The 25579-nt window shown below is 64.9% G+C and carries 24 protein-coding genes; 14 read left to right on the forward strand and 10 right to left on the reverse strand.

All coding sequences use genetic code 11. The features are described 5' to 3' along the window. Window positions 1-23: 23 nt before the first annotated feature. From znuB to CAG41_RS00280, 3 genes are read right to left on the reverse strand one after another with little or no spacing between them, the layout of a single operon-like run. Window positions 24-812 carry a zinc ABC transporter permease subunit ZnuB gene (gene znuB, locus CAG41_RS00270; protein ID WP_085579404.1) on the reverse strand — a complete coding sequence of 263 codons (789 nt, stop codon included), beginning with the start codon at window positions 810-812 and terminating at the stop codon, window positions 24-26. Then, window positions 805-1590 carry a zinc ABC transporter ATP-binding protein ZnuC gene (gene znuC, locus CAG41_RS00275; protein WP_085579402.1) on the reverse strand — a complete coding sequence of 262 codons (786 nt, stop codon included), beginning with the start codon at window positions 1588-1590 and terminating at the stop codon, window positions 805-807. The genes znuB and znuC overlap by 8 nt, the downstream gene beginning before the upstream one ends. After that, on the reverse strand, window positions 1590-2072 hold the full coding sequence (locus CAG41_RS00280; protein ID WP_085579400.1) for a Fur family transcriptional regulator: 483 nt from the start codon (window positions 2070-2072) through the stop codon (window positions 1590-1592). The genes znuC and CAG41_RS00280 overlap by 1 nt, the downstream gene beginning before the upstream one ends. 57 nt (window positions 2073-2129) lie before the next feature. On the opposite strand from CAG41_RS00280, the gene CAG41_RS00285 reads away from it, so the two are divergent. Continuing rightward, the gene (locus tag CAG41_RS00285) at window positions 2130-3059 is read left to right on the forward strand and encodes a zinc ABC transporter substrate-binding protein (RefSeq protein WP_085579398.1); all 930 of its coding nucleotides are present in this window, start codon (window positions 2130-2132) and stop codon (window positions 3057-3059) included. A gap of 112 nt (window positions 3060-3171) precedes the next feature. Here the strand turns inward: CAG41_RS00285 and CAG41_RS00290 are convergent, their stop codons facing one another. Together CAG41_RS00290 and CAG41_RS00295 are read right to left on the reverse strand one after the other, a co-directional pair. Further along, complete coding sequence (locus CAG41_RS00290) at window positions 3172-4125, reverse strand: homoserine kinase (protein ID WP_085706709.1); 954 nt, start codon at window positions 4123-4125, stop codon at window positions 3172-3174. Window positions 4126-4185: 60 nt separating this feature from the next. Next, a complete protein-coding gene (locus tag CAG41_RS00295; RefSeq protein ID WP_085630392.1) occupies window positions 4186-4476 on the reverse strand; it encodes a DUF2782 domain-containing protein in 291 nt (96 codons plus the stop codon). A 74-nt stretch (window positions 4477-4550) separates the two neighbouring features. On the opposite strand from CAG41_RS00295, the gene polA reads away from it, so the two are divergent. Further along, window positions 4551-7355 (forward strand): DNA polymerase I, encoded by a 2805-nt coding sequence (gene polA / locus CAG41_RS00300; RefSeq protein ID WP_085630390.1) that lies wholly within the window; start codon window positions 4551-4553, stop codon window positions 7353-7355. Window positions 7356-7639: 284 nt separating this feature from the next. On the opposite strand, the gene yihA is transcribed toward polA, so the two are convergent. Then, on the reverse strand, window positions 7640-8284 hold the full coding sequence (gene yihA, locus CAG41_RS00305) for a ribosome biogenesis GTP-binding protein YihA/YsxC (RefSeq protein ID WP_085630388.1): 645 nt from the start codon (window positions 8282-8284) through the stop codon (window positions 7640-7642). Window positions 8285-8475: 191 nt separating this feature from the next. Between yihA and CAG41_RS00310 the strand changes: the two genes are divergently transcribed. From CAG41_RS00310 to CAG41_RS00345, 7 genes are all read left to right on the forward strand, one after another. After that, on the forward strand, window positions 8476-8766 hold the full coding sequence (locus tag CAG41_RS00310) for a cytochrome c5 family protein (protein WP_085630385.1): 291 nt from the start codon (window positions 8476-8478) through the stop codon (window positions 8764-8766). Between the two features lie 45 nt (window positions 8767-8811). After that, window positions 8812-9423, forward strand: a complete 612-nt coding sequence (locus CAG41_RS00315; RefSeq protein ID WP_085579387.1) for a cytochrome c — start codon at window positions 8812-8814, stop codon at window positions 9421-9423. Between the two features lie 209 nt (window positions 9424-9632). After that, window positions 9633-10274, forward strand: a complete 642-nt coding sequence (locus CAG41_RS00325) for a thiol:disulfide interchange protein DsbA/DsbL (protein WP_085579383.1) — start codon at window positions 9633-9635, stop codon at window positions 10272-10274. 14 nt (window positions 10275-10288) lie between these two features. Continuing rightward, window positions 10289-11167: an endonuclease/exonuclease/phosphatase family protein gene (locus CAG41_RS00330; RefSeq protein WP_085579381.1), complete on the forward strand. Its 879-nt coding sequence runs from the start codon at window positions 10289-10291 to the stop codon at window positions 11165-11167. Next, the gene (locus CAG41_RS00335) at window positions 11164-13281 is read left to right on the forward strand and encodes a GGDEF domain-containing protein (protein ID WP_085706590.1); all 2118 of its coding nucleotides are present in this window, start codon (window positions 11164-11166) and stop codon (window positions 13279-13281) included. The genes CAG41_RS00330 and CAG41_RS00335 overlap by 4 nt, the downstream gene beginning before the upstream one ends. Before the next feature lie 101 nt (window positions 13282-13382). Continuing rightward, window positions 13383-14162, forward strand: coding sequence for an N-acetylmuramoyl-L-alanine amidase (locus CAG41_RS00340; RefSeq protein WP_085579377.1), 780 nt, complete (start codon window positions 13383-13385; stop codon window positions 14160-14162). A 72-nt stretch (window positions 14163-14234) separates the two neighbouring features. Beyond that, window positions 14235-15851, forward strand: a complete 1617-nt coding sequence (locus CAG41_RS00345) for an EAL domain-containing protein (protein ID WP_085579375.1) — start codon at window positions 14235-14237, stop codon at window positions 15849-15851. On the opposite strand, the gene CAG41_RS00350 is transcribed toward CAG41_RS00345, so the two are convergent. Further along, a complete protein-coding gene (locus CAG41_RS00350; RefSeq protein WP_085630381.1) occupies window positions 15848-17629 on the reverse strand; it encodes a KinB sensor domain-containing domain in 1782 nt (593 codons plus the stop codon). The genes CAG41_RS00345 and CAG41_RS00350 overlap by 4 nt on opposite strands. A 10-nt stretch (window positions 17630-17639) precedes the next feature. After that, window positions 17640-18986 (reverse strand): sigma-54-dependent response regulator transcription factor AlgB, encoded by a 1347-nt coding sequence (gene algB, locus CAG41_RS00355; RefSeq protein ID WP_085579371.1) that lies wholly within the window; start codon window positions 18984-18986, stop codon window positions 17640-17642. A 428-nt stretch (window positions 18987-19414) separates the two neighbouring features. On the opposite strand from algB, the gene CAG41_RS00360 reads away from it, so the two are divergent. The 5 genes from CAG41_RS00360 to CAG41_RS00380 all read left to right on the forward strand — a co-directional run bounded on the left by CAG41_RS00360 (window position 19415) and on the right by CAG41_RS00380 (window position 23774). Then, entirely contained in the window at window positions 19415-19699 is a 285-nt protein-coding gene (locus tag CAG41_RS00360; protein ID WP_085706591.1) for a hypothetical protein, read from the forward strand. Between the two features lie 64 nt (window positions 19700-19763). After that, window positions 19764-19928, forward strand: a complete 165-nt coding sequence (locus CAG41_RS00365) for a DUF1328 domain-containing protein (RefSeq protein WP_085579366.1) — start codon at window positions 19764-19766, stop codon at window positions 19926-19928. Window positions 19929-19930: 2 nt separating this feature from the next. Next, on the forward strand, window positions 19931-20395 hold the full coding sequence (locus CAG41_RS00370) for an inhibitor of vertebrate lysozyme family protein (RefSeq protein ID WP_085579364.1): 465 nt from the start codon (window positions 19931-19933) through the stop codon (window positions 20393-20395). A 695-nt stretch (window positions 20396-21090) separates the two neighbouring features. Further along, window positions 21091-22422: a glutamate/aspartate:proton symporter GltP gene (gene gltP / locus CAG41_RS00375; protein ID WP_085579362.1), complete on the forward strand. Its 1332-nt coding sequence runs from the start codon at window positions 21091-21093 to the stop codon at window positions 22420-22422. A gap of 122 nt (window positions 22423-22544) precedes the next feature. Continuing rightward, window positions 22545-23774, forward strand: coding sequence for a nucleoside recognition domain-containing protein (locus CAG41_RS00380; protein WP_085579360.1), 1230 nt, complete (start codon window positions 22545-22547; stop codon window positions 23772-23774). A 243-nt stretch (window positions 23775-24017) separates the two neighbouring features. Here CAG41_RS00380 and CAG41_RS00385 read toward each other — a convergent pair whose 3' ends face one another. Together CAG41_RS00385 and CAG41_RS00390 are read right to left on the reverse strand one after the other, a co-directional pair. Next, window positions 24018-24644 carry an ABC-type transport auxiliary lipoprotein family protein gene (locus tag CAG41_RS00385; protein WP_085579358.1) on the reverse strand — a complete coding sequence of 209 codons (627 nt, stop codon included), beginning with the start codon at window positions 24642-24644 and terminating at the stop codon, window positions 24018-24020. After that, window positions 24641-25579 carry an MlaD family protein gene (locus CAG41_RS00390; RefSeq protein ID WP_085706592.1) on the reverse strand — a complete coding sequence of 313 codons (939 nt, stop codon included), beginning with the start codon at window positions 25577-25579 and terminating at the stop codon, window positions 24641-24643. Before CAG41_RS00390 ends, CAG41_RS00385 begins: the two co-directional genes overlap by 4 nt.

The following is a 25579-nucleotide window of genomic DNA, read 5'->3' on the forward strand; positions in this document are numbered from 1 at the left end:
AATTGCGCAAAAAGCGAGCAAGTCTACACCCCTCGACGGGGCAGGACAAAACTGAGCAGAAACAGTGCGGCCGCCGTCACAACGATCGAAGGGCCGGCCGGGGTGTCCTTGAACCAGGACAGCGCCAGCCCGCCGCACACGGCCAGCATGCCCAACAGGCTCGCACCCAGCGCCATCTGCTCCGGGGAGCGGGCGTGACGCTGTGCCGCAGCCGCCGGGATGATCAGCAGCGAGGTGATCAACAGCACGCCGACGATCTTCATCGCCACCGCGATCACCACCGCGATCAGCAGCATCAGCGCCATGCGCAGCCCGGCCACCGGCAGGCCTTCGACCTTGGCCAGCTCTTCGTGCACGGTGATCGCCAGCAACGGCCGCCACAGCGTCACCAGCAACGCCAGCACCGCCGCGCTGCCGCCGAGGATCCAGGCCAGGTCGGTGGGGCTGATCGCCAGCAGGTCACCGAACAGATAGGCCATCAGGTCGATCCGCACTTCATGCATGAAGCTTAGTACCACCAGGCCAAGGGAGAGCGTGCTCGGCGCGAGAATTCCCAGCAGCGTGTCGGAGGCCAGCGGCTGGCGCTGCTGCAGCGTCACCAGCACCACCGCCAGCAGCAGGCAGCCGACGGTGACCGCCACGGTCGGACTGACATCCAGCAGAAAGCCCAGGGCCACGCCCAACAGGGCGGCGTGGGACAGGGTGTCGCCGAAGTAGGCCATGCGCCGCCAGACCACGAACGAGCCCAACGGCCCTGCGACCACCGCCAGCGCCAGACCTGCAAGCAGGGCGTAGAACAGAAAATCAGCCATGCTTGCAGCCATCTCCGTGAACATGGGGTTGGCCCGCCGGGGCCGCCTTGACCACCGAACCGTGCAGGTCGTGGGCGTGGTCGTGATGGTGGTGATAGATCGCCAGGCTCGGCGCGTTGTTGCCGAACAGCTCGACGAAGGCCGGGTCGCCGCTGACCTGCTCCGGATGCCCGGAACAGCAGACGTGGCGGTTGAGGCAGACCACCTGGTCGGTGGTGCTCATCACCAGGTGCAGGTCATGGGAGACCATCAGCACGCCGCAGCCGTGGCGGTCGCGCAGCCGCGTGATCAGGCTGTACAGCTCGGCCTGGCCGGCCACGTCGACGCCCTGCACCGGCTCGTCGAGCACCAGCAGCTCGGGTTCGCGCAGCAGCGCCCGGGCGAGCAGCACGCGCTGCATCTCACCGCCGGAAACGCTCTGCACCGGGCTGTCGATGACGTGCTCGGCGCCGACCTCCCTGAGTGCCGCCAGGGCCCGTGTGCGGTCGACGCCCGGCACCAGACGCAGAAAACGCAGCACCGACAGCGGCAAGGTCGGATCGACATGCAGCTTCTGCGGCATGTAGCCGACCCGCAGCTTCGGCTTGCGCCAGACGCGGCCGCTGTCCGGCTTGAGCAACCCGAGCACGGCGCGCACCAGGGTGGTCTTGCCGGCGCCGTTGGGGCCGATCAGGGTTACGATCTGCCCCGGCTCGACGCTCAGGTGAATGTTGTCCAGCACGCTCTGCCCGGCGAACCGGACCGCGACCTGCTCGAGACGGATCAGCGTGTCGCTCATCAAGCCCCCCGGCAGCCGGAGCAGAGGCCGACCACTTCCACGGTCTGGGCCTCGACGACGAAGCCGACATCCTTGGCGCTGTGGATGATCGCGTCGCTGATGGCCTTCTGCTCAAGCTCGATGGCGGCGTGGCATTGGCGGCAGATCAGGAACTGGCCCTGATGCGCGTGCTCCGGGTGGACGCAGCCGATGAAGGCGTTGAGCGAGGAGATGCGGTGCACCAGGCCGTTCTCCAGCAGGAAATCCAGCGCCCGGTACACGGTCGGCGGCGCGGCGCGACGGCCGTCCTGCTCGCTCAGCACCGCGAGGATGTCGTAGGCGCCCAGCGGCTTGTGGCTCTGCCAGACCAGTTCCAGCACCCGCCGACGCAGCGCGGTCAGGCGCAGGCCCTTGCGTGCGCACAGGGCGTCGGCCTCGGACAAAGCGCTGTGCACGCAATGAGAGTGGTCGTGGGGGCGGCTGGCAATCGGTGTAATGGGCATGAGCGGCGACGAGTTTGGCTAGAGACGTTATTATGTTACCCGTTCTCGCCTCCTTGAGTGGTCATCGTGTCCCGACTTTTTTCTGTTTTTGTCGCATTCGTCACCGGTTTCCTGCTGATCGGCACGGCCCAGGCCGAGGTCAAGGTGCTCACCAGCATCAAGCCGCTGCAACTGATCGCCGCCGCCGTGCAGGACGGCGTGGCGATTCCCGAAGTGCTGCTGCCGCCCGGCGCCTCGCCGCACCACTACGCCCTGCGCCCGTCAGACGTGCGCAAGGTGCAGTCGGTGGATCTGCTGTACTGGATCGGCCCGGACATGGAAGGTTTCCTGCCCCGGGTGCTGAACGGCCGCACGCTGCCGAGCGTCGCCGTGCAGGATCTGCCTGGCCTGAAGCTGCGCCGCTTCGCCGAGGACAGCCACTCGCACGCCGAAGAGGCCGACGAGCATGACCACGACCACCGTCCGGGTACCCTGGACGCGCATTTGTGGCTGTCTCCGGTGAACGCACGGGTGATCGCCGACAAGATGGCCGCCGACCTGAGCGCCGCCGACCCGGCCAACGCCCAGCGCTACCAAAGCAACGCCAAGGCGTTCGACGGGCGCCTCGATGCGCTGGACGCGCGCCTGAAGAAACGTCTGGCCGGCATCGAAGGCAAACCCTACTTCGTGTTCCACGAAGCCTTCGACTACTTCGAAGACGCCTACGGCCTCAAGCACGCCGGCGTGTTCAGCGTCGCGGCGGAGGTGCAGCCGGGCGCACAGCACGTGGCGGCGATGCGGGCGCGGCTGCAGGAAGTCGGCAAGACCTGCGTGTTCAGCGAACCGCCGCTGCGCCCACGCCTGGCGGAAACCCTGGTGGCCGGGCTGCCGGTGAAACTGGCGGAACTGGACGCGCTCGGCGGCTACACCCCGGCGACCGCCCAGGGTTACGAGCAAGTGCTGGAAAAGCTGGGCAACGACCTGGCGGGTTGCCTGGAGTCGCTGTAAGCGATCCTGTGGCGAGGGATCTTGCTTCCGTTTAGCGCTCAAGGTTCCGTCGACTGCCCGGAACCTTGAAGGGGCATGGCACCCGATGCGAGCACGTTCGCCCGCCACCCGGTCAGAGCGCGAACGGCAACTGGACGCTGATGGCCTGGCGCTGCGCCAGGCGCTGCTCGAATTCCTTCGGATCGTGGATCAGCACGTCCTGCCCGGCGAACGACTCCGCCGCGATCAAACGCGACAGCCAGAACCGCACGCACGCCACCCGCAGCATCACCGGCCACAGTTCGGCTTCCGCCGCCGTGAACGGACGCAGCGCCGCGTAGGCCCCCAGAAGCGCCCGCGCCCGCTGGCCGTCGATCTGCCCGGCGTCGTCGGAGCACCAGTCGTTCAAGGCGATGGCCACGTCGTAGAGCATCGGCCCCGAGCAGGCGTTGTAGAAGTCGATCAGCCCGGTCAGGTGCGTGCCTTCGAACATGGCGTTGTCGCGGAACAGGTCGGCGTGGATGTTCGCCCGCGGCAACGCGAGGATCTTCTCTTTCTGCACGGTGATTTCGTCCAGCGCCTTTTGCAGCAGCGCCCGCGGCTCGTCGCCCAGATGCGACAGGAACTGCGTCCCCTCCTCCAGCATCCAGTCCAGGCCGCGGTCGGTCTTGCGCTTGATCATGTTGGCGCCCTGGGTCGCCAGGTGCAGATGGGCCTGCAGCGCGCCGACCTGCGCGCAGTGCTGGGCGTTGGCCTGCTTGATGTGCTTGCCGGCCAGGCGCGGCTGCAGCAGCGCCGGCTTGCCCTTGAGCTCGCGCAGGGCCTCGCCGTCGGTGGTGCGCAAGGCGTACGGCACCGGCAGGTCGGCCTTATGCAGCACGTCGAGCAGGTCGATGAAGAACGGCATCTCCTGCACCGGGCCGCGCTCGACCAGGGTCAGGACGAACTCGCCCTGTTCCAGGCTGATGAAGAAATTGGTGTTTTCGCTGCCGGCGGCGATCCCCTGGAAATCGAGCAGACGGCCGAGCCCGTAAGGGGCGAGAAAGGTTTCCAGCTCGGGCCGAGCCAGGGGGGTGAACACAGACATGGTCAAAAACTGCTCAGTTCTGGCGCCGGGGTCGGGCCGGCGCCGGGTGAAATTAAGGAACTACTTCCATTCAAAGATCTTCCATGACGGAATCAGCATATCCGGCTGGTCCGAACGGATGAAGTTCGCGTCGGTACCGTCGGCACGCACCAGAAAGTACGGCGGCGCGCCCTTCACGGTGACTTTGATCGCATACAGGAACCCGTTCTGGCGGTACTCCTGGATCGTCCTGTCGCCCTCCGTGCGAATGGTGACCTCCGGATCCGCCGACGGCGCATCATCCGCCGCGATCGCGGCCAGCGGTGAGACAGCGATCAGACTGACCAGCAGCAAGCGATTTAACGTACGCATGATAACCTTGTCCCTTTGTCGTCAACGGTCCCGCTATTCTAGCGCCGGACCCGCCGAAAAGGTTGATCCTGCACATGAGCCAAGCCCCCCTCGTCCTGGTGGACGGTTCGTCCTACCTTTACCGCGCCTTTCATGCGCTGCCGCCGCTGACCACCTCCAAAGGCATGCCGACCGGCGCGGTCAAAGGCGTGCTGAACATGCTCAAGAGCCTGCGCAAGCAATACCCGGACAGCCCGTTCGCCGTCGTCTTCGACGCCAAGGGCGGGACGTTCCGCGACGAAATGTACGCCGAATACAAGGCCAACCGGCCGAGCATGCCCGATGACATGCGCGTGCAGATCGAGCCGCTGCACCAGAGCGTGATCGCCCTCGGCTTCCCGCTGCTGTGCGTCGAAGGCGTCGAGGCCGACGATGTGATCGGCACCCTGGCCCGCAGCAGCGCGGCCGCCGACCGGCCGGTGATCATCTCCACCGGCGACAAGGACATGGCGCAACTGGTCGACGGGCACATTACCTTGGTCAACACCATGTCCGGCAGTTCGATGGACGTGGAGGGCGTTAAGGAGAAGTTCGGTGTCGCACCGGAGCAGATCATCGATTATCTGGCCCTGATGGGCGACTCCTCCGACAACATCCCCGGTGTGCCCGGCATCGGTCCGAAAACCGCTTCAGGCCTGCTGGTGGGCGTCAACGGCGGCCTGACCGAACTCTACGCGCAGCTCGACATCGTGCCGACCCTGCCGATCCGCGGCGCCAAGACCCTGCCGGCCAAGCTCGAAGAGCACAAGGAGATGGCGTTCCTCTCCTATCAGTTGGCGACCATCAAGGTCGACGTGCCGCTGGACATCACTCTCGACGACCTGCACATGGGCGCCGAGGATCCGGCCAAGCTCCTTGAGCTTTACACGCTGATGGAGTTCAAGGGCTGGATCAACGACCTGGAGCGCGACGCCAAGCGCGTCGAACTCAAGGCCGCGGCCGAGCCTGAGCCGGCCGCCGACCTGTTCAGCGCCGCCGAGGCCGAAGCGCCGCAAGCGACCGGCGCAACCCGCTACGAGACCGTCCTCGACCAGGCGCGTTTCGATGTCTGGCTGGAAAAGCTCAAAAGCGCCGAACTGTTCGCTTTCGATACCGAAACCACCGGCATCGACGCGCAACAGGCGCAACTGGTCGGCCTGTCGTTCGCCGTGCAGGCCAACGAAGCGGCCTACGTTCCGCTGACCCATTCCTACATCGGCGTACCGGATCAGCTCGACCGCGACACCGTGCTGCGCGCGCTCAAGCCGATCTTGGAGGATCCGAACAAGCTCAAGGTCGGCCAGCACGCCAAGTTCGACATGAACATCCTGGCCAACTGCGCCATCGGCGGCGACCCGGCCAACGGCATCACCGTGCGCGGGATCGCCTTCGACACGATGCTCGAATCCTACGTGCTGAACTCCACCGCCACCCGCCACGACATGGACAGCCTGGCGCAGAAATACCTGGACCACACCACCGTGAGCTTCCAGGACATCGCCGGCAAGGGCGCCAAGCAACTGACCTTCGACCAGATCGCCCTGGAGCAGGCCGGTCCATATGCCGCCGAAGACGCCGACGTGACCCTGCGCCTGCACCAGGCCCTGATCGAAAAGCTCAACGCCATCCCGAGCCTGGCCAGCGTGCTGACCGACATCGAGATCCCGCTGGTGCCGGTGCTGGCGCGCATCGAGCGTCAGGGCGCGTTCGTCGACGCTGCCCTGCTCGGCGTGCAGAGCATCGAGCTGGGCGACAAGATGGTCGCCCTGGAGCGCGAAGCGTTCGAGATCGCCGGTGAGGAATTCAACCTGGGCTCGCCGAAACAGCTGGGCGTGATCCTTTACGAGAAGCTCGGCCTGCCGGTGCTGAAGAAGACCGCCACCGGTCAGCCCTCCACCGCCGAAGACGTGCTGGCGCGGCTCGCGGAGGACGATTACCGGTTGCCGAAGGTGCTGATGGAATACCGCTCCATGAGCAAGCTGAAAAGCACCTACACCGACCGCTTGCCGGAACAGATCAACCCGCGCACCGGACGCATCCACACCTCCTACCATCAGGCGGTGGCGTCCACCGGACGGCTGTCCTCCAGCGACCCGAACCTGCAGAACATCCCGGTGCGCACCGCCGAAGGCCGCAGGATCCGCCAGGCGTTCGTCGCGCCGGCCGGCTACAAGCTGCTGGCGGCGGACTACTCGCAGATCGAACTGCGGATCATGGCCCACCTGTCCCGCGACGAAGGCCTGATGAACGCGTTCCGCAACAACCTGGACGTGCACACCGCCACCGCCGCCGAAGTGTTCAAGGTCGAACTCAACGAAGTGACCTCCGATCAGCGCCGCAGCGCCAAGGCGATCAACTTCGGGCTGATCTACGGCATGGGCGCGCAGAAGCTGGGCAAGGACATCGGCGTCGACACCAAGACCGCCAAGGCTTACATCGACACCTACTTCGCCCGTTACCCCGGCGTGCGCGAATACATGGAGCGCACCCGTAAGCAGGCGGCCGACCAGGGCTACGTGGAGACTTTCTTCGGCCGCCGCCTGTACCTGCCGGAGATTAACTCCAACAAGCCGCAGGAACGCGCCGCCGCCGAACGCACGGCGATCAACGCCCCGATGCAGGGCACGGCGGCGGACATCATCAAGAAGGCCATGGTGGCGGTGGACAACTGGCTGCAGGCGTCGGGACTGGATGCCAAGGTGATCCTGCAGGTCCACGACGAACTGGTGCTGGAGGTCCGCGAGGATCTCGTCGGTCAGGTCAGCGAAGAAATCCGCACGCACATGAGCGGCGCGGCGAAACTGGATGTTCCGCTGCTGGTCGAAGTGGGTATCGGCAACAACTGGGACGAGGCTCACTGAGCCTTCTGGGACGGGCCTTCGCTGCGGCATGGCGTCGCGGCGAACGCCCGGGAACGGGCTTAGTTCCGATCGCTCTTGGAATTATTCCAAAGCTTTTTGAAAAAAATCTGAACTAATCTTGCGAAGGGCCACTCAGAGTTACTGAATGGCTGGTGAAGCCCTTCGATGCTCCTATGTTGTGTTAAGTGTTGGCAGATATCTGAACCCCGCCCTAGCGGTTCGGAACTTGAACCCCGGAACTTCTCCCTCCCCATATGAAGTCCGGGGCTTTTTTTGCCCGCGATTTACTCGGCCGCCGCTTCGGCGCCCTTGTCCGCAAGCTCCATCCAGCCCGCCAGCACGGTGTAAGCCTCTTCCAGGCCCATGCGCTTGGGCGCGGAGAACAGCTGGATCGAGACCGTATCGCCCCACCCCTTGCGGATCTCCGACTGCACCTTGAGCAGCGTGTTCTTGGCGGCGCCGTAGGTCAGCTTGTCCGCCTTGGTCAGCAGGATGTGCATCGGCATGCCGGCGGCGACGGCCCAGTCGAGCATCAGCCGGTCGAAGTCGGTCATCGGGTGGCGGATGTCCATCAGCAGGATCACCCCCATCAGACTCTCGCGACCGCCCAGGTAGGCCTCGAGGTGGCGCTGCCAGTGCTGCTTGAGCGGGATCGGCACTTTCGCATAACCGTAGCCCGGCAGGTCGACCAGACGGCGTTCATCGTCTAGCTTGAAGAAATTCAACAGCTGCGTGCGGCCCGGGGTTTTCGAGGTGCGCGCCAGGCTGGCGTGGGTCAGGGTGTTCAGCGCGCTGGACTTGCCGGCGTTGGAGCGGCCGGCGAAGGCCACTTCGTAGCCCTGGTCGCTGGGGCATTGATCGACTTTGGCGGCGCTGAGCATGAAGGTGGACTGTTGGCACAGGCCGAGGATGGGGTTCTTGAGCTGCATGGGATTTCCGATGTGGACGGCGCCGGGAATGGGCGCGGCAAGCGAGGTCGCTTCCGTTTCAGTGACGCCAGTATATAATGCCGCAGATTTTGTGTGCGCTTTGTCCCAGCGTAGGATGAAGTTCACGAGAGCGACAGACCTTGATTGCGCAACAGAACGCAGAACGCTCTCAACCCTGAAAAGGTCGTTTTATGACGAAATGGCTGCTGGCTGCCGGGCTTCTGATGCCGCTTCACAGCATTCAGGCCGCACAGGATCCGGAAGCCGTGTACAACCGTGTCTGTGGTGCCTGTCATTCCGGCCAGCTCCCTGCGGCGCCCCGCAAGGGCGATCGGGAAGCCTGGACGCCGAGATTGGCCAAGGGCATGGAGACGCTGGTGCAACACGTGACCCAGGGTTTCAAGGCGATGCCGCCGCGTGGTTTGTGCATGGACTGCAGTACCGAGGATTACCGAGCCATCATCCTCTGGATGAGCGAGTAAGCCCGGTCCATAACTCTTAACCCTTAGCCGTAGTTGGATTAGCTGATGAACAAACTGATCGTGAGTCTGCTGTTGACCGTGGGAATCTCAGGCTTCGCCCATGCTGCAGGCGATGCCGCCGCAGGCCAGGCCAAAGCCGCCGTATGCGGTGCCTGCCATGGCCCGGATGGCAACAGCATGGCGCCAAACTTTCCGAAACTGGCAGGCCAGGGCGAACGCTACCTGACCAAGCAACTGCACGACATCAAGTCGGGCAAACGCACCGTCCTGGAAATGACCGGCCTGCTGACCAACCTGAGCGATCAGGACCTTTCCGACATCGCCGCCTACTTCGCCAGCCAGAAAGGCAGCGTCGGCGCCGCCGATCCCAAGATCGTGGCCCGCGGCGAAGCGCTGTTCCGTGGCGGCAACCTTGAAAAAGGCCTGCCGGCCTGCACCGGCTGCCACTCCCCGAACGGCGCCGGCAACGCGGCCGCCGGGTTCCCGCACCTGGGTGGCCAGCACGCCCAGTACATCACCAAGCAGCTGACCGATTTCCGCAAGGAAGAAGCCGGACGCACCAACGACGGCGACGCCATGACCATGCGCACCATCGCCCGCAAGCTGAGCGACGAGGACATCGCCGCCGTCTCCAGCTACATTCAAGGCCTGCACTGAGGCCAGGCTTGCCGGCGTGATCCGGGCGTTGCGCGCAAGGGAATCCCCCGCTACGTTAACGCTCGATTAATCCGCTCAAGCAAGTATAAAAAGGGTGGCCTTGGCCGCCCTTTTTTGTGGCCGCTGCCGTTACACTACAGGACTCATGCCCGCCACGACCTGTCCGCAGACAGGCTGCGCGAGGCGACCCATTTGCCCAGGAGTAAAGCATGCGTAATCTGATCATCAGCGCCGCCCTCGTCGCTGCCAGCCTGTTCGGCGTGACCGCCCAGGCCGCCGAGGCCCCTGCCGCCCCTTACGTCGAACTGAGCAATCCGGTGCCGGTCGCCGTGCCTGGCAAGATCGAAGTGGTGGAGCTGTTCTGGTACGGCTGCCCGCACTGCTACGCGTTCGAGCCGGTGATCAACCCATGGGTCGAGAAGCTGCCGGCCGACGTCAACTTCGTGCGCATCCCGGCCATGTTCGGCGGCCCGTGGGACGCCCACGGCCAGATGTTCCTGACCCTGGAAGCCATGGGCGTCGAGCACAACGTCCACGCCGCCGTGTTCAACGCCATCCAGAAGGAACACAAGAAGCTGACCGACAAGAACGACATGGCCGACTTCCTCGCCACCCAGGGCGTGGACAAGGACAAGTTCCTCGCCACCTTCGACTCCTTCGCCATCAAGGGCCAGATCGTCAAGGCTCGTGAACTGGCCAAGAAATATGAAATCTCCGGCGTTCCGACCATGATCGTCAACGGCAAGTACCGCTTCGACATCGGCTCTGCCGGTGGTGCCGAAGAGGCCCTGAAACTGGCTGACCAACTGGTCGCCAAAGAGCGAGCGTCCAACAAGGCCGCCGCCAACTAAGCGCGGCGACCGCCATGCGCCGCTGGAGAGCCGAACGCCTCGTCGGCCTGCACGATCCGCAGGTCAACGAGCATCACCTGGAGTCCACGGGCCTGCCCGCAGACAGCCGTCTGCGCTTGCTCAGCTTCAACATCCAGGTCGGCATCTCCACCGAGCGCTACCGGCACTACCTGACCCGCAGCTGGCAGCACCTGCTGCCGCACAACGGGCGCTCCGGCAACCTGCAGAAGATCGGCAGCCTGCTCGGCGATTTCGATCTGGTAGCCCTGCAGGAAGCCGACGGCGGCAGCCTGCGCTCGGGCTACGTCAATCAGGTCGAGCACCTGGCCCAGCTCGGCGCTTTCCCCTACTGGTACCAACAGCTCAACCGCAACCTCGGCCGCCTGGCCCAGCACAGCAACGGCGTGCTCAGCCGCTTGCGGCCGTGGGCGATCGAAGACCATCCGCTGCCCGGGCCCAAGGGCCGCGGCGCCATCCTGCTGCGCTTCGGCGAAGGCCCGGAGGCGCTGGTGGTGGTGATGATGCACCTGGCCCTCGGCCCCCGCGCACGCACGCTGCAACTGGCGTACATCCGCGACCTGATCGGCGACTACAGGCACCAGGTGCTGATGGGCGACATGAACACCCACGCCAGCGACCTGCTGCAGCACTCTCCGCTGCGCGACCTCGGCCTGCTGGCCCCGCAGCTTGAAGCGACTTTCCCCAGCTGGCGCCCCCAGCGCTGCCTGGACCATATCCTGCTCAGCCCGACCCTGACCCTGGAAAAGGTCGAAGTGCTGCCGCAACCGATTTCCGATCACCTGCCGGTCGCGGTAGAGATTCGTCTGCCGGGTTCGCTCACGGCCGATGCATTGCCCGCGTTGAGTCCTGCCCTTCGCGGAAGCCCTGAATGAGCGACGAAGCCCAGCGCTGGAAAGAGAAATACCTCAAAAGCATCGAACAGCAGGAAAAGCTCGAACGTCGTTGGGACGCCCGGCTCGACCTGCTGCGCCGCGGCCTGGTGCGCAGCACCCTGGCGGCCGAAGGCACCGACCGGGTGGTCGACCAGTGCATGAAAGAGATGCGTGATGTGGTGCGCACCGACGACATGGACGCCGGCCTCGCCGCCCTGCTGCCGCGCCTGGAAAAAGCCGTGCTCGACTCCGAGCAGCGCCGGGAGACGCGGATCAACCAGGTCAGCACCGCGCTGAATGCGCTGGTCACCCAGTTGCAGGCCTTGCCGCTGCCGCGGGACGTCGCCCGGCCGCTGAAGAAGTTCGCCAAGCAACTCGACGACCGGGTCGGACAGGCCCGGGAAATGCCGCTGCTGCTCAGCGAACTCAGCGGCTTGCAGGGCAAGGCCCTGAGCCAGTTGGAGACGCCGGCGGAACCGGGCCGGCCCGGACTGCTGCAGCGCCTGTTCGGCCATCGCGACAATGACGAGCAGCCGGAGCCGGTGCTGCCGATACCGACGGCTCCGGCTTCCGAGCACACCGAACCGACGCACGCCCCACCGGCCGACCTGCGGCAAGAGACCGCCCCCAGCCCAGTCGCCGAGCCTGAAGAGGCCGCACCCGCCGGCCACCTGCCGGGGGCCAGCCTCGCCACCGAAGCGACGGCGCCCGCACCGCTGCCGAGCCCGGCCAGCCTGCCGGAGCCGGAGCCGGAGCCGGAGCCGGAGCCGGAGCCGGAGCCGGAAGTATTCGCCTTCACGCCGCAGCCACCGGTCGCCGAGCGCACGCCCCAGGCACCCGTTGCGGCGATCACCGAACCGGCCACCCCCGAACCGGTTCCGGCTGCACCAATGCCCGCGCCGGTCGCGGTCAATCCGGACGAGCTGATCCAACCCGGCGAAAACACCGCCGCGATGATCCTCGACAGCCTGCCCCTGCCCGAGCCCATCGCCCTGGCATTGGCGGCCATCGACCCCGAACAGGCCGAGCACGACATCCTCTACGCCCTGCCGGATTCCCCTGAGCCGTCCTACAGCTCGGTGGCTCGGCACATCGAAGACACCCTGATCGGCCTGCTGGACGACCTGACGCTGCCCGAGCGCCATCGCCCGCAAGCCGAGGCAATGCGCGATCGGTTGAAGAACGGCTTGAACTGGTACGAACTGTTGCCGATCCTCGACGATCTGGCGACGTTGATGCTGGCCATCACCGACAGCGGCCAACACGAATTCGAGGTGTACCTGCAACAGCTCAACGAACGCCTCGAAGCGTTCCAGAGCAACCTCAAGGCCGCCAGCGAGGGGCACGCCGACAACAGCTCCGCCGCCCGGGCCATGGACACGCAGATCCGTGAGCAGGTCGACGGCCTGCAGAACAGCGTGCAGGAAGCCGCCGACCTGGACGACCTCAAGCAAGTGCTGGAAAACCACCTGGAAGGCCTGCTCGGCACCATGGATCAGCACCAGAAGCAGCGCGACGCCCGCGAGCAGGAAGTCGCCGCACGCCTCAAGAGCCTGGCCGAGCGCGTGGCCCACATGGAGCAAGAAGCGCTCGGCTACCGCGAGCACCTCGAAGAGCAACGCCAGAAGGCCCTGATCGATCCCCTCACCGGCCTGCCTAACCGCGCCGCCTGGAGCGAGCGGCTCGAGCAGGAAATGACCCAGTGGCAGCAACACGGCAACACCTTGAGCCTGGCCATGCTCGACCTCGACCACTTCAAGCGGATCAACGACAACTACGGCCACCTGGCCGGCGACAAGGTGCTGAAGATCATCGCCACGGTGCTGCGCAAACGCCTGCGCGGCACCGATTTCATCGCCCGCTTCGGCGGCGAGGAATTTGTCCTGCTGCTGCCGGCCACCACCCCGGCGGTCGGCGCCCGGTTGCTGGAGACCTTGCGCGCGGCCATCGAGGCGTGCCCGTTCCACTTCAAGGGGGAGCGGGTCACGATCACCATTTCCATGGGGTTGGCGTCGTTCAGACCGGGAGAACGCAGCGATCAGGTGCTCAAAAGAGCCGATCAGGCGCTGTACCGGGCAAAAAACGCCGGACGCAACCGGGTGGAGGCCGGCTGAGGCAATTGTTCCATTTTGTTTAAATCGGGCCGATGGCCGTCTGCGGGCCGGGCAGTACGTTACACTGTTGCATTATTGTCTTGCGTGTACTGCCCTAAACCATGAAATTCCTTGCTCTCCTCGTGTCGCTGCTCGTGCTGGCCGGTTGCGCCAGCGGCCCGCGATTCGACACCAGCCACCCTTCAGCCAACCACGACAGCCGCATCCAATACGTGGTGGTGCACTACACCACTGCCTCGCTGGAGCGCTCGCTGCAACTGCTGACCCACGGCGAAGTCAGCAGCCATTACCTGATCGGCGACGACAAGAAGGCGACCATCTACAAACTGATGGACGAAAACCTGCGCGCCTGGCACGCCGGCGAAAGCGAGTGGCAGGGCCGCACCTGGCTGAACTCAAGCTCGATCGGCATCGAAATCGTCAACCCCGGCTTCCGGGACACCCCGAACGGCCGTGTGTGGTATCCGTACAGCGAAGCCCAGGTGCAGTCGCTGATCGTGCTGCTCAAGGACATCAGCAAACGCAACGGCATCAGCCCGCGCCACATCATCGGCCACAGCGACATCGCGCCGCTGCGCAAGCTCGATCCTGGCCCGCTCTTCCCCTGGAAGCGCCTGGCCGCCGAAGGGCTGGGCCTGTGGCCGAACGAGCAGGCGGTCGCCCAGCGGCAGGCGCAGTTCAATGCGCAGCTGCCGGACATCGGCTGGTTCCAGATGCAATTGGCGCGGCTGGGTTACGCCACCCCGCAGACCGGCGAGCTGGATGTGGCGACCCGCCACGTTCTCGCGGCGTTCCAGATGCATTACCGCCCTTCGCGCTTCGACGGCACGCCGGACGCGCAAACGGCAGCGTTGCTGGTGGTGCTGAACCAGACAAAATAATGACGCCCGCCCGACGGTCAGGGCGAAATCGCAATCAGCAGCTATAACTCATTGGTAATTCTTCGGATATCCATGATGGTAGCTACCCGAGAGACGTTGCGTGGCTGGTTTTATCGCCCGTGGTTTTTGGCGATGCTCGCGGCTGTCCTCAGCGCAAGCCTTTTGATCACCGGCGGGCTGTTCGTGGCGGTGCGCCAGGTCGAACAGAACGAAAGCCAGGAGATGAACGCCCAGGGCGCACGCTTCCTCGCCCGCCTCGAGCAACTGTTCGGCCAGCTGCGCGAAAGCCTCGACGACCTGGAGGCCCAACCCCTGCGCAGCTGCGACGAGGAAATGATCGCCACCCTGCAGCAAGTCACCTTCAATTACCGCTTCGTCTACGAAGCCGCCTACATGGACGCTTCGCGGATCTGCTCCAACCGTCCGCGCCAGGATGCCCTCTCGGTGGTGCGCCCGCCGGACATCAAGGGCCCGACCTACAGCTACTGGCTCAACACCACCACCGAACCCGACGAAAACCGCGCCGCCCTGATGCTCGGCCGCGGCAACTTCCGCGTGGCCACCTCCCGCGGGCACCTGACCGACATGGTCGACCTGTCGCCCGGCAGCAGCCTGCTGGTGGTGCTCGATCACGGGTCGCGGGCGATTCCGGTGCTCGGCGTGCCGCAGGCCTGGCCGCCCACCGACCATTGGCCGCCGAAGAACCCGGACGCGCTGCAGGTGACCCAGACGCGCCTGATCTATCGCATGCCCACCGACAACCCGGAGTACCAGCTGGTGCTGATCACCCCGCGCACCGGCATGCACATCCCGGAGCTCTGGTGGTGGATGGTGCCGCTGTGCCTGATGCTCGGCGCCTTCGTCGGCCTGCTGGTGTTCTGGCTGGTGCGCCAGCGGCAGTCGCTGGACGCCGAGCTGCACGGCGCGATCCGCCGGGGCGAGCTGCAGGTGCTGTACCAGCCGATCTTCGACCTCGACAGCCGCAACTGCGTCGGCGCCGAGGCCCTGTTGCGCTGGCGCCGGCCGGACGGCACGCTGACCAGCCCCGATCTGTTCATCCCGATGGCGGAGAACACCGGGCAGATCCGGCAGATGACCGACTTCGTCCTGCAGCGCCTGCTGGAGCAGCTGGGCCAGCTGCTGCGGGCCAATCCGCAGCTGTACATCTCGGTGAACTTGGCGGCCTGCGATGTGATGGTGCCGCGCATCGGCCAGGTCATGGCCCGGCTGCTGGCCCTGCACCGGGTCGCGGCGCGGCAGATCGCGTTCGAGGTCACCGAACGCGGCCTGATCGACGTGGTGGTGGCGCGGGAGAACCTGCAAGCGCTGCGCGACGTGGGGCATCAGGTGCTGATCGACGATTTCGGCACCGGCTATTGCAGCCTCGCCTACCTGCAGACCCTGCCGGTGGACTGCCTGAAGATCGACAAGGCGTTCATCGATGCCCTCGGTCACGACGCCGCCAGCAGCGGGGTCGCGCCGCACATCATTCACATGGCGCAGGCGCTGGATCTGAAGGTGATCGCCGAGGGCATCGAGCTCGAGTCCCAGGCGGCGCTGCTCAGCAGCGAAGGCGTGAAGTTCGGCCAGGGCTGGCTGTTCGCCCACGCCCTGAGCGCGGTGCAGTTCATCGAGCTGATCACCCGTGGCCGGCGCCTGGCCGGGCGTCGGATCGACGACGAAGCCTAGACTGCCAACGCCATGTAGAACTGCGTGCCCTGCCCCGGCCGCGAATAGACGCCCATCCGGCCACCGTGCAGCTGGACGATTTCCTTGCACAGCGCCAGGCCCAGCCCCGCGCCGCCCTTCTTGCGCCCGACCTGAACGAACGGTTCGAAAATCCGTCCCTGCTGACCGTAGGCGATGCCTTCGCCGTTGTCCTCGACGCTGATGATCACCCGCTCGCCGTGGCGCCGGGCCTGAAGGCGGATCAGCCCGTCCCGGGCGGTGTGGCGCAAGGCATTGTCGATCAGGTTGTCCAGCACCCGGTCCAGCTGCGCCTGATCGGCCTGCAGCCGCGGCAACGGCTCCTGCACCTCGACGCTCAGGGTGACGCCCTTCTCGGCCGCCGCGCCGGCAAAACGCGATTGCGCCTGCTCCAACAGATCCCCGATCGAGCACGGCGCCAGCGACAGCTTCTGCAGACCGCTCTGGTAGCGCGAGAAGTTGAGCAGGTCGTTGATCAGTTGCATCAGGCGCTGCATCTCTTCGTTGACCGTGTCCAGCAGATCGGATTCCCGGGAGTCCTCGGCGAACTTCGCCCGCTCGCGGAACAGGCCGAACGCCATGTGCATGCCGGTCACCGGCGTGCGCAGCTCATGGGACGCGCGCAGGACGAATTCACTGCGGACCCGTTCGAACGCGCGCTGCTCGGTCACATCGTGCAGCACCATCACCGCCCCGAGGATATGGCCCTGGGTGTGGCTGACCGGGGTCAGGCTGAACGTCAGCAGCCGCGCCTCGCCGTCGACTTCGACACTCAGATCCTCCGGTGCCCGCTCCAGCGAGCCGCCCCGCAGCACCGATTGCAACTGGACATCCAGTTCGGGCCGGCCCAGCGCCGCGCCCAATCCTTGCCCGCACCGGTCGCTGTCCCAGCCCAACTGCCGCTGGGCCACCGGGTTGAGGTGTTCCAGGCGCCCTTCGCGGTCGATCATCAGCAGGCCGTCATCGATGCTGTCGAGCACCGCCTGCAAGCGCTGCTGGCCGGCCAGCAGCTCGTCGACGTTGGTGGCCTGGTGCTCGCGCAGGGCTTCGGCCATCAGGCCGAAACGCCGGGTCAGCTGGTTCATTTCCAGGGCGGGGGAAATCGGCAGGGTCACCTCGAAATTGCCTTGGCCGATGCTGTCGGCCGCTTTGGCCAGGGCCTCGATGGGGGCGCCGAAACGCCGGGCGATCCCGTGGGCGGTCACAAAACCGATGATCAGCACCGCCAGGCCCACCAGCCCGAGCAGGCCGGCGATCAGCAACGCCCGTTGGCGGGCGGCCTGCTGCACCGCATTGATGTTGTCGAGGGCGCGCTTGTGTTCGGTGACCAAACCGTTGCGCAGAGTGTTGAAGCGTTCGCGCAACTCACCGCTGTCGCTCAAGGAGGTGGCCGACCGGTCATAAGCCTCCATGAAACGCTGGTAATCGTCCTTGGCCTGCTTGAACCCGTACGGGTTGTCGTCGCCTTGGGCTTCGTGGGCGATGCCCTCCTCCAGCAGTTCGCGGTAATGCTGTCGCGAGGCTTCGAACGCCGCAGGGTCGGGCTTTGCCGACAGCATCATGATCAATTGGTCGCCCAGGGTCTGGCGCAGCTTGAGCCCCAGGTCGAGGGTGACAAAGTTGTTGCGCACCAGCGCTTCCTGGCTGCCGGCCATCTGCATGACGCTGACCAGGCCCAGCAGCAGCCCCAGCAGGGCCACGGTGATCAGCGCGGAAATGCTCAGGAACAACCGGGTACGCAACTTCATTGCCAGCTTCATCGTCACCCGCTCACAGGTTGTATTGCTTGCGCTTGCGGTACAGGGTCGAGGCGTCGATGCCCAGTGTCTTGGCCGCCTGGTCGAGGGTGCCGGCGGTGGCCAGCACCGCGCCGATGTGGGCCCGCTCCAGTTCGTCGAGGCTCAGGGCGGCGCCGATCCGCGGCGTATTGGCGGCCGGTTGCTCGGCCATGCCCAAGTGGCTGATTTCCACCCGCTCCTGAGGGCAAATGATGCTGGCGCGCTCGACCACGTTGCGCAGCTCCCGGATGTTGCCCGGCCAGCGGTAGCTGAGCATCGCCTCGCGGGCCTCGTCGCTGAACACTCGGGCCGGACGCGCGTATTCCTTGACGAAACGGGCCAGGAAACGCTCGGCCAGGGTGAGGATGTCCTCGCTTCGTTCACGCAGCGGCGGCAGGTGCAGGGTGATGACGTTCAGGCGGTACAGCAGATCCTCGCGGAAACGCCCGTCACGCACCATGTCTTCCAGGTTGAGGTTGGTGGCTGCCAAGATCCTCACATCGGCGCGCCGAGTGACCGGATCCCCTACCCGCTCGTATTCCTTGTCTTGAATGAAACGCAGCAGTTTCGGCTGCAAGGTCAGGGGAAAATCGCCGATCTCGTCGAGAAACAGCGTGCCGCCGTCGGCCTGGTTGACTCGCCCGAGCGTGCTCTCGCTGGCGCCGGTGAACGCGCCGCGGCTGTGCCCGAACAGTTCGCTTTCCATCAGTTCGGCGTTCAGCGACGGGCAGTTGACCGTGACGCAGGACTTCTTCTCGCGCTTGCTCCAGCCATGGATGGCCCGGGCCAGCTCGCCCTTGCCGGTGCCGGACTCGCCCAGGATCAGGATGTTGGCATCGGTGCCCGCCACTTGGCGCGCGGTCTCCAGCACCACCTTCATTGCCGGGCTGTGGGAGTCGAGGCCGTCCTTCGACTGGCGGATTTCGCCTTCGAGGGCTTCCAGGCGTGCCGAGAGCCGGCGCACTTCCAGTTGCTTGGCCGTGGCCAAGCGCAACTGATCGGGGCTGCACGGCTTGACCAGGTAATCGGCGGCGCCGGCCTGGATCGCATCCACCGCGGTGTCGACCGCCGAATGGGCGGTGACGATCACCACCCGCATCCACGGCGCCTGAACGCGCATCTGCGCCAGGACGTCCAGACCGTTGTCCTCGCCCAGGCGCAGATCCAGAAAGCACAAGTCGAACACCTGCCGCTGCAGCAGCGCATCGGCCTGGGCGGCGCTGGTGGCGGTGGCCACCGTATAGCCCTCGTCTTCGAGGCAATAGCGGAACGTTCGCAGGATGGCGGATTCATCGTCCACCAGCAGAATGCGGCCTTGATGCTCAGTGGCTGATTCCATTTTTCCTACGCTCCATAAGTGAATGTCTTGGTTTAGTCCCGGAAAAATCGGGCAAGTTGCATGGTCGATTCTGATCGATTCCAGTCATGGCAGGGTAGCTCCCTCCTGCCCTTACGGCTAATCCGCTGATTTTTCTGACTTTTGCGGTCGATCACGGATTTCGCCATTACCTCCCGCCTCATTTCTGACATCCGCGCCCCGCCATCCATTCAAAAAGAATGAAATGTCTGTCGGAGCGGTCGTGCAATTCGCACGACGGTGACAGGCGGCATCGTGCAGGATGCGTCGTCATTTTCCTTGATTGATTTTATAAGTTATTGATTTTATTGATTATTTTTGATCAAAAAAAGCTGGCATGCGCTCTGCAAAGACTCCCTCAGACCGGGCAGACATCGATCGCCCCAACGAATAAGAGTGAGGACACCAGGATGACTCGCCCAAGCGCCACCACCGCTCGCCTCTCGTCCCTGCACATCCAGCAAGGCCTGTTCGGCCTGCTCGCGCTGTTGGTCACCCTGATCGCGTGCCAGCAATACCTGCGCTGGGAACAGAGCCAGACGCCTGAACCCCTGATCTCGATCCAACACCCCGTACAGACCCATTTCAGCGCGGTCGCCAGCCGCCAGGCCGAGGACGTCGCGCTGCGCATGGTCGACGTCGACCAGCCGCAACCGCTGGATCAGGCGCCCCGCGAAGAACGCTGGATCTTTTGAATGAATCTGGGCGTCGAACGCCGAGACGGGCAACACCCTTAAAACAGAAGTGAGGAGAATCATCATGTTGAGCTGGGCAATCACCTTCCTGATCATTGCCATCATCGCCGCCGTGCTGGGCTTCGGTGGTATCGCGGGCACTGCCACGGGCATCGCCAAGATTCTCTTTGTCGTGTTCCTGGTGATGTTCATCGCGTCCTTCATCTTCGGCCGCCGCGGCCGAGGCTGACCATGAGCGTCGTGAAGACACTGGCGGCCGCCCTGCTCATGGGCGGCTGCGCCATGGCGATGGCGGCCAATGATGGCCAGACGCGCGTCAACGAGCTGCTCAATGCCGACCCCCAATACCGGGACACCTGGCAAAAAGTGGTGAAGAAAGAGGAACGCCTGCCGGAATGGGTGATGAACCTCTCCGGAGCGCCGCAGCAGCAAATGAATGCCGTCGAAGAGGATGGCGACCAGTACCTGGTGGGGCCGCTGTGCGAGACCGAGCAGACCTGCCTGAACCACCGCCTGATCGTCGCCTTCAGCTTCGACAAGAAGCAGGCCTACGCCCTGCTGGTCGATGTGCCGGAGGGGCTGCCGGCGGACAAGTCGCCGACGCGGCATGCCACTTACCGATTCCTGGGCAAGCCCGATGAAGGCATGCAGGGACTGCTGACCGAAACGCTGAGGAAGGATCCGAACTGGTATTGAACATGAGGGCAGCGCCAAGCTGCCCTTCATTGCGCCCGCCCGAGGAAGGCCGGCGCATGGCCAAGGGGCCGGGACGTTCTGACTGTTGCAGGGTCGGAGTGACCTACGGGTACAGGGAGTGCCTGCGATGAGGGCCGGGCCAGGGCAATGAAGCTGCGCGCAAGTTCGCCGGCCCGTCCGAGGTCCGACGGACTTGCCGAAAGCTTCGAACGCGCCAAACGTTGATCTAGAGCGTCCTGCTCACCGTTGAATCGTTCAGACTGTGGCGAAAACCGTTTCGCCGTGTTTCGCGGCGACCGTATATCGATAAAGAACCCGATTTCACATCGGGCCTTTTCGTTTTCCGTTGTAGGTTTTTTCCCAAATTTTCTTCCGATTCAGGACACCGTAAAAACAAGCCAGCTACGCTGAAATGGCCGGTTCACGGCGCTTATGCCTGCTTGAATGTCGCAATCGAACCGCTTGGGACGCCAGTTTCAATTGAAAAATCTCATGCCGATTCGGCATAGGGTAGTCGCTTACGGCATTAGACGGCGCAACCCCGCATCGGAATAGTTGCGCCTTTTTTCGCCTGCCGGAGAGCGTAATCATGCGCTCCGGAGCACCTTATACGGAGGCAGATGCACAGACTTTTGCGCCGAGCGCGTTCCAGTTCCTGCATGTGCCTGAGTCAAACGCAAGTAAGGGTAAAAATAATGAAGAAGGCAAAGCTCAGCCTCGCCTGGCAAATCCTGATCGGTCTCGTATTGGGGATTGCCATTGGCGCGTTGCTCAACCACTTCAGCGCCGAAAAGGCCTGGTGGATCAGCAACGTCCTGCAACCGGCAGGCGATATCTTTATCCGTCTGATCAAGATGATCGTGATCCCGATCGTCATTTCCTCCCTTATCGTCGGCATCGCCGGCGTGGGCGACGCCAAGAAGCTCGGGCGCATCGGCCTGAAGACCATCATCTACTTCGAGATCGTCACCACCATCGCCATCGTCGTCGGCCTGCTGCTGGCCAACGTGTTCCATCCGGGCGCCGGCATCGACATGAGCACCCTGGGCACCGTGGACATCTCCAAGTACAAGGCCACCGCCGCCGAAGTACAGCATGAACACGCGTTCATCGAGACCATCCTCAACCTGATCCCGTCGAACATCTTCGCGGCCATGGCCCGCGGCGAGATGCTGCCGATCATCTTCTTCTCCGTGCTGTTCGGCCTCGGTCTGTCGAGCCTGCAGTCGGACCTGCGCGAACCGCTGGTGAAGATGTTCCAGGGCGTCTCGGAAAGCATGTTCAAAGTCACCCACATGATCATGAACTACGCCCCGATCGGCGTGTTCGCCCTGATCGCGGTGACCGTGGCCAACTTCGGTTTCGCCTCGCTGCTGCCGCTGGCCAAGCTGGTGATCCTGGTTTACGTCGCCATCGCGTTCTTCGGCTTCGTGGTGCTGGGCCTGATCGCTCGCCTGTTCGGCTTCTCGGTGATCAAGCTGATGCGCATCTTCAAGGATGAGCTGGTGCTGGCCTACTCCACCGCTTCGTCCGAAACCGTGCTGCCGCGCGTGATCGAGAAGATGGAAGCCTACGGCGCGCCGAAGGCCATCTGCAGCTTCGTGGTGCCGACCGGCTACTCGTTCAACCTTGACGGCTCGACCCTGTACCAGAGCATCGCGGCGATCTTCATCGCCCAGCTGTACGGCATCGACCTGTCGATCAGCCAGCAGCTGCTGCTGGTGCTGACCCTGATGGTCACCTCCAAAGGCATCGCCGGCGTGCCGGGCGTGTCCTTCGTGGTGCTGCTGGCCACCCTGGGCAGCGTCGGCATTCCGCTGGAAGGCCTGGCGTTCATCGCCGGCGTCGACCGCATCATGGACATGGCGCGCACCGCCCTGAACGTGATCGGCAACGCCCTGGCCGTGCTGGTCATCGCCCGTTGGGAAGGCATGTACGACGACGCCAAGGGCCAGCGCTACTGGAACTCCCTGCCGCACTGGCGCAGCAAGGACAAGGTTCCGGCGGCCCAGGCCACCAAGAACTGACACACGCCCTGCTGGCTTCCTGCAGTCAGCGGCCGCACAAACAAACCCCGGATCATTTCCGGGGTTTGTCGTTTTCGGCAGCCCCGCTATCATTCGCCGCATCTTCCGGGGGAATTTGACTGATGCTTAACGGCCTGTGGCTTGGCTTCTTCATCGTGGCGGCCGTGTCGGCGCTGGCGCAGTGGCTGGTGGGCGGCAACGCCGGGATCTTCGCGGCGATGGTCGAAAGCATCTTCGCCATGGCCAAGCTGTCGGTCGAGGTCATGGTGCTGCTGTTCGGCACCCTCACCCTGTGGCTGGGCTTCCTGCGCATCGCCGAGAAGGCCGGCATCGTCGAATGGCTGGCCAAGGCCCTGGGCCCACTGTTCCTGCGCCTGATGCCGGAAGTGCCGCCGGGCCATCCGGCCATCGGCCTGATCACCCTCAACTTCGCCGCCAACGGCCTGGGCCTGGACAACGCCGCCACCCCCATCGGCCTCAAGGCCATGAAGGCCCTGCAGGAGCTCAACCCCAGCGCCACCGTGGCCAGCAACGCGCAGATCCTGTTCCTGGTGCTCAACGCCTCATCCCTGACCCTGCTGCCGGTCACCATTTTCATGTACCGCGCCCAGCAAGGCGCGCCGGACCCGACCCTGGTGTTCCTGCCGATCCTGCTGGCCACCAGCTGCTCGACCATCGTCGGCTTTCTCTCGGTGGCGGTCATGCAGCGCCTGCGCATCTGGGACCCGGTGGTACTGGCCTACCTGCTGCCCGGCGCGCTGATCCTCGGCGGCTTCATGGCGCTGCTGGCGACGATGTCCGCCACGGCGTTGGCCGGATTGTCGTCGATCCTCGGCAATCTGACGCTGTTCGGCTTGATCATGCTGTTTCTGGTGATCGGCGCGCTGCGCAAGGTGAAGGTGTACGAAGCGTTCGTCGAAGGGGCCAAAGAGGGCTTCGACGTGGCCAAGAACCTGTTGCCGTACCTGGTGGCCATGCTTTGCGCCATCGGCGTGCTGCGGGCCTCCGGGGCGCTGGACTTCGGCCTCGACGGGATCCGCCACCTGGTGCAGTGGGCCGGCTGGGACACCCGTTTCGTCGATGCGCTGCCGACAGCGATGGTCAAGCCGTTCTCCGGCAGCGCCGCGCGGGCGATGCTGATCGAGACCATGAAGACCTCCGGCGTGGACAGCTTCCCGGCGCTGGTGGCGGCGACGATCCAGGGCAGCACCGAGACCACGTTCTACGTGCTGGCGGTGTACTTCGGCGCGGTGGGCATCCAGCGGGCGCGGCACGCGGTGGGGTGTGCGCTGCTGGCGGAGTTGGCCGGCGTGCTCGGCGCCATCGGCGTGTGCTACTGGTTCTTCGGCTGATCGCCGATCTGGGACGAAAGCCGGACTGCCGGCGATTGCCCGTAGGCCGACAGACCGCCATCGCCAGCAGGGCTGGCGCCCACAGGGGATCGTGGGTGTGTATGGAATCTGCGGCCAGCTCTCAAACCTGTGGGAGCTTGCCTGCAAGCGATGAGGCCGGTACTGCCGACATCTGTGGTGTCTGACACGTCGCCATCGCCAGCAGGGGATCGTGGGTGTGTCCCACGGGATTCTGTGCGGTGCTCAAGGCCGGGGTTGCGATGCGAATCGCTGGCCTTGCTCCACCGCCCACGCCACCACCTTCGCGGTCAGGCGGTCGCTGGCCTGGCCGAACCCGGCGACTGCCGCCGGCACCTTTACATCGCTCAGCGGCTGGCGTTCCTCGAAGCGGCGGCTGGCGAGGATGCGCTGGTCGTAGCCACGCACCAGCAACGCATCCAGGCGCACCACGACGCTGGCGCCGTTGCCCTCATATTCCGTCTGAAACGCTTGCAGGCTGCCGCCCAGCTCCAGGTCCGCCTGGAAGTTGCTGTCGTCGGTGCTCAGCAGCGACACCCGGCCGTCACGCTGGAAGCCGTCGAGTAGGCGGTTGCGCAGCAGCACCGGCGCCGGGTCGCTCCAGCGCGAGGCCTTGTAGGTGCTGATCACGTCGCCCTGAGGGATCACGGCGATGCCCGGCCGGTTCAGCGCTTCGCTGGCCTGCAGTTTGTTCAGGCGCAGCGACCAGTGTTGGACGGCCGCCGGGCCGGTCGGGGCGGGAGCCTGGGCGGCGGGCAGGCGGTAGACGTCCAGCGGCTCCGGCTTGGGCAGGATCGAACACGAAGCGGCCAGCACGAAACCGGCGAAAAGGGCGAGGCGGGTCGGCTTCATGGGGTGAATTCCTTGTTCTTGTCGTTGCCCAGCAGGTAGCCGCTGGGGTTGGCCTCCAGGCGTTGGGAGATGGCGCGCAGCGAGCTCAAGGTTTCGCGCAGTTCCCGCACCGCCGGCGCCAGGCCGTTGAGGCCTTGCAGGCCACTGTCCAGGGACGTCTGGTTCTTGCTCAGCAGGCCGTTGATCGTGGCGCTGCTTTGCTCCAGGGATTTCATCGCCTGCTCGGCGCTGCCCAGAGCCTGCTTGCCCTGATCGTTGAGCAGGCCGTTGGCGTTGCGCATCAGCGCCGACGTCTGTTCGAGCATGCTGCCGGCCTGCTTGCCCACCGCCGCCAGTTGCTGCATGGCCTGGCGCAGGTCGCCGCGCTGGTCGTTGATCGCGCCGGTGGTCTGTTCCAGGTGGGTGAGGGTGTTGCTGATGCGCTCGACGTTCTGCGCCGAAAACATCTGGTTGGCGTTGTGCAGTAGCTCGTTGACCCCGGTCATCAGGTCGTTGCTGTCATTGAGCAGGCGGGAGATGGGCGAGGGCGTGGCGACGATGGTCGGCAGCTTGCCGTCGCGGCCCTTGAGGTTCGGGCTCTGCGGAGTGCCGCCGCTGAGCTGGATGATCGAGGTGCCGGTGATGCCGGTCAGGGCCAGCTTGGCCAGGGTGTCTTCCTTGATCGGGGTGTCGCCGCCCAGGCGGATCCGCGCCAGCACCCGGCGCGGGTCTTCCGGATCAAGCCTGAGGCTGACCACGTCGCCGACCTTGATCCCGCTGTACTGCACCGCGCTGCCCTTGGACAGGCCGCTGACCGCCTCGTTGAACACCACTTCGTAATCCTTGAACTCGGTGTCGACGCTGGACTTGGCCAAAAACAGGCCGAAGAGCAGGGCGCCCGCCACCACGATCACGGTGAACAGGCCGATCAACACATGATGGGCTCGGGTTTCCAT

The sequence above is a fragment of the Pseudomonas sp. B35(2017) genome (genome assembly GCF_002113645.1).
GTDB lineage: Bacteria > Pseudomonadota > Gammaproteobacteria > Pseudomonadales > Pseudomonadaceae > Aquipseudomonas > Aquipseudomonas ekonensis.